3 protein-coding genes are annotated in these 4,251 nt (G+C 66.0%); 1 reads left to right on the top strand and 2 read right to left on the bottom strand.

Annotation, left to right across the window (positions count from 1 at the left end):
• Positions 1 to 45: 45 nt before the first annotated feature.
• Both JOY90_RS13860 and JOY90_RS13865 read right to left on the bottom strand, forming a co-directional pair.
• Complete coding sequence (locus JOY90_RS13860) at positions 46 to 2,682, bottom strand: MMPL family transporter (RefSeq protein ID WP_291691688.1); 2,637 nt, start codon at positions 2,680 to 2,682, stop codon at positions 46 to 48.
• A gap of 178 nt (positions 2,683 to 2,860) precedes the next feature.
• Positions 2,861 to 3,856, bottom strand: a complete 996-nt coding sequence (locus tag JOY90_RS13865; protein ID WP_291691689.1) for a tripartite tricarboxylate transporter substrate binding protein — start codon at positions 3,854 to 3,856, stop codon at positions 2,861 to 2,863.
• A 141-nt stretch (positions 3,857 to 3,997) separates the two neighbouring features.
• Here JOY90_RS13865 and JOY90_RS13870 point away from each other — a divergent pair.
• Positions 3,998 to 4,251: MmgE/PrpD family protein (locus tag JOY90_RS13870; protein WP_291691690.1), on the top strand; the 254-nt coding region annotated here is incomplete at its 3' end.

Genomic DNA, 4,251 nt, shown 5'->3' on the forward strand with positions numbered 1-4,251 from the left:
CTTCTTGTGACTCAGTACGATTAGCCCACCCTACGATCACTTCTGCTACTCCGCCGCCTGCGAGAAGCTCGGCTTCTCCTTGTCCTTTTCTTCCTCGAACGGCTTGATCTGGCGCGGCTGACCCATCAGCACGGGCTGGAACAGCACCGCGAAGGCGAGCGTGCACGACAGCGCCAGCGCCATCATCTTGCCCATGCTCGACATGCCCGGATAGGTCGAGGCCCACATGCTGCCGAAGGCGATGGCGTTGGTCATCGCGCTGAAGATCACCGCGCGCGTCAGCGTCGACTGCAACAGGCCGGTCTTACCTGCCCGCCAGGCCATGATGTAGTAGATCTTGAAGGCCACGCCGACGCCGAGCAGAAGCGGCAGCGCGATGATGTTGGCGAAATTGAGCGGCAGGTCCCAGAGCACCGTGATCTCCAGCGTCACGATTCCGGCCAGCAGCAACGGAAACAGCGTCAGCAGCACGTCGGTGATCCGCCGAAGCGCGATATACAGCAGGATGGCGATCGCGACCAGGGCCAGAATGCCGGCCTCGATGAAGGCCGTGGTGACGGTGTTGGCGGATTCGTAGTAGCTGACGGCGAAGCCCGCCGCCGAGGGCTCCGCGGCAAGCACCGCCCTGGCGAACTGCCTCAGCACATCGGTGTCGCTCGGGTTGCCCTTGGGAGTCACCTGGACCCGCGCCCGGCCATCCGGCAAGAGCCAATCCTGCACCAAATTCGGCGGCAGCGTCTTGATCGTCACGGTTTCGGGTGCGAGCGACTTGCGCAGCCGGTCGAGGTCGAATTTCAGCGACGGCACCAGCGCCGCCTCGGCCTTGCTCCTGACGCCCGCATCGCCATCGGCAAGGCTCTTGAGCAGCGCCGAGACATTGCGCGCGGCATCGGCGGCGGCGCCCTTGGCGTCGCCCGCGGCCCGAGCCAGCGCGTCCGCCGTCGCCCTGATCGCGGCGACGTTGTCCTGGTCGCTCGGGGCCGGCAATTCGCGGCGTGGATTGAGCGCGCGGCCGAGTGCGCGGGAGGCGATCCGCAGCGCGGCGATCTTCTGCTCCTGGTCGCCCGGAACGAAGCTGTTCAGCGTCAGCACCTTCGAAACCTCGGGAAGCTCGGCGAGGCGTTTCGCCGCCGCTTCGGCTTCGTCGAGCGACGGCGCCAGCAGCTCCGCGTCGTTGACGCTGGTCGCCGAGTCGTTCTGCAGGCGATGATAGGTCACGACCGACGGCGAATTGGGATCCTGCAGGTTGACCGGGTTGAAGTCGAACGGCAGGTGCAACAACAGCGGCAGGCCGGCGAGAACGGCGAGGAGCGTGGCCGCGATCACGGCGATGCGATGCCGTTGCAGGAAGTCGTCGAGCGGGGCGAGCCGCTTGAAGCCGACGGCCTCGCTCTCGCCCGGTGGATTGAGCACGGTCAGCATCGCCGGCACCAGCGTGATGCTGCAGGCGAAGGCGATCAGCATGCCGCAACCGGCGATCAATCCGAGCTCCGACAGGCCCCGGTAGCTGGTCGGCAGGAACGCGAAAAATCCGACCGCGGTCGCAGCCGCGGCCAGCGCCAAGGGCTTGCCGGCTTTCTTGGCGGCGCTCCGCAGTGCCGTACCGAGGTCGTCGAAATCGTGCCGCTCGCTGCGGTAGCGCACGCTGAACTGAATGCCGAAATCGACGCCGAGGCCGACGAACAGGACGAAGAAGGCAATCGAGATCAGGTTGAACGAGCCGACCAGCGCAAGCCCGAGCGCGGCGGTGGCGGCGAGCCCGACGACCAGGCTGAACAGCACGGAGGCGATGATCTTCAGCGAGCGCAGCGCGAGCCAGAGCACGACGAGGACGCCGAGCAGCGCCGTCAGCGTGTCGCGCAACGCACTGGTCCTGATCACCGCGAACTGGTCGTCATTCATCGGCACCGGGCCGGTGAGGTCGACAGTTGCGCCAAGCTTGTCGGTCAGCGCGAGATCGGCCGCGACGCGCTCGATCCCTTCGGTGGAAGCGCGTCCCGGTTGCAGGGCGCTGAAATCGAGCCGCGGCGCCACCTCGATGAAATGCCGCCGCTGGTCGAGAGATGCGTCATGGCCTTGCAGCAATTCCTGCCAGGAGAACGAAGCAGGCTTGTCGGAAAGCACGTCGTTCAAGGTCCGCTCGGCCAGGGACAGCGGCCAGCTCAACTGATCGAGCCTGAGCTTGCCGGCCTGAACGCCGACGGCTGCGGAGCCCAGCACCTTCATGATGCCCCGGAGCGACGGGTCGGCGGCAAGCCCGGTCACGATGGGACGGGCGTGAGTCAATCCTTCCGCGCTTTTCCTGACGTCTGCGAGCGAGCCGAACAGCATGCCGTTGCGATCGAAGAAGTCGCCGCTGTCCGGCAGGCCGATGGTCGGGAAGAGCTCGGGATCCTTGCCGAGCGCCTGCGCCAGTTGCTCGGTCGCCATGGTGGCATTCTCGGCCGTCGGCGCGCTCACCACCGCCGAGATCGCCTTCTGCGGAAAGGCCCGGTTCAACTCGAGCTGCCGCGCGTGCCAGGGCAGATCCTGCGAGATCAGGCTTTCGACGTCGGTGTTGATGGAGAAATGACGCAGAGCGAACGCCGCCGTCCCGACCAGCAGCAGGACGCCGGCGACCAGCACGAGCCAGCGGTACCGGGCACAGGCGTCAACGATAAGAACGATGATGCGGCTGATCATGACATAGGGCTATCGTCAACGGGCGAGAACCGGCTTCGGTTCCCTAACGCCGCTATACGCCGCTGGTTCACCTCGCACCCACAAATTAGCTGACATCAGGACCTGCTACCAGCGATGGTGTGGCGCAGCCTGTGACTCGCGTGGCGGGAGAGCCGGCGCCTCCGGCCGCTGCGCCGCCCTATTTCACTTCCACATGGGCCTGGCTTGCGACCTGCTTCCAGAGCGCGATGTCGTGCTGGATGAACGCGGCGAAGGCGTCTCCGGAATTGCCGACCGCCTGGATCGCCTGCGGCTCGATCAGCTTCCTGATCTCGGGCTCGTGCAGCGCGTTGACGAATTCGGCATTGAGCTTGGCCACGATCTCGGGCGGCGTGCCTGCTGGCGCCAGGATGCCGTGCCAGCCGATCGCATCGAAGCCGGGATAGCCGCTTTCGGCGATCGTCGGCACCGCAGGCACGACCGGAGAGCGGTCCTTGCTGGTCACCGCCAGCGCGATCAGCGTGCCGGCGTTGACATGGGGCAGCGCGGAGACCGGATCGGAGAACACCACCTGCACCTGTCCTGCGATCAGATCCGCGACCGCGAGCGACGTCCCGCGATAGGGAATATGGGTCAATTCAATCCCGGCCTTCTGGTCGAACAGCTCGGTGATGAGGTGGTTCGCGCCTCCGACGCCGGTCGTGCCGTAGTTCAGTCCACGCGGTCTGCTCTTGGCGAGCGCGACGAACTCCTGCAGCGTCTTCACGCCCAGCGAAGCGTTGACGACCATGATGTAGGGATAGGCGCTCGTCATCGTGATCGGCACGAAATCCTTGACGGGATCGTAGGAGAGCCTGGCGTAGACCGCCGGATTGATCGAGATCGGTCCCGATTGTCCGAGCAACAGGGTGTAGCCATCGGGGGCCGCGCTCTTCACGGCCTCGGTGCCGATGATGGCGCCGGCGCCGCCGCGGTTCTCGACCACGATGGTCTGTCCGAGCTTTTCGCCGACGCGCTTGGCGAGCAGCCGGGCCACTGCATCGGCGGCACCGCCGGCGGCAAACGGCACGATCAGCCGAATCGCGCGCGACGGATATTCGTCGGCCCTTGCCGGCGAAAGGCTGGCGCAGGCGAGCCCAAAAGGAAGAACAAGCCCGAGCAGAACAAAACCCATCTGCCGCCATCGCGCCCGCATGAACTCCCCCCATTCTGTCCGGCTCGTCGCGGATATCGTCGGTGCGGCACCATAGGGCAGAACGGCGCGGGCGGTCCATGGCCGTGCGCTTGCGCTTGCCCGCCATTCGTCGGAAGCTCAAGCCGAATGTGCGAGGAAACCATGCTGCATCAGACCGGCGTCACCGAGAGCCTGGCGCGCACCATCGCCACCACACGATGGAATGACGTTCCGCGCGAGGTGCGGCACCAGGCCAAGCGCTCCTTCATGAATTTCTTTGCCATCGCCTTGGCCGGCTGCCGCACCGGCCCCGTGGAGACGGCGTTGCGGTCGCTCGCCGAATTCTCCGGTGGCCGGCACGCCACGATCGTGGGACGCAGCGAGCGGATCGACGCGTTGAGCGCGGCCTTCCTCAA

Source organism: Bradyrhizobium sp. (genome assembly GCF_019242285.1).
Lineage (GTDB): Bacteria > Pseudomonadota > Alphaproteobacteria > Rhizobiales > Xanthobacteraceae > Bradyrhizobium.

Excerpts from the sequence above, each read along its gene's own strand:
- JOY90_RS13860 (WP_291691688.1), bottom strand. The coding sequence starts at position 2,682 with ATGATCAGCCGCATCATCGTTCTTATCGTTGACGCCTGTGCCCGGTAC.
- JOY90_RS13865 (WP_291691689.1), bottom strand. The coding sequence starts at position 3,856 with ATGCGGGCGCGATGGCGGCAGATGGGTTTTGTTCTGCTCGGGCTTGTT.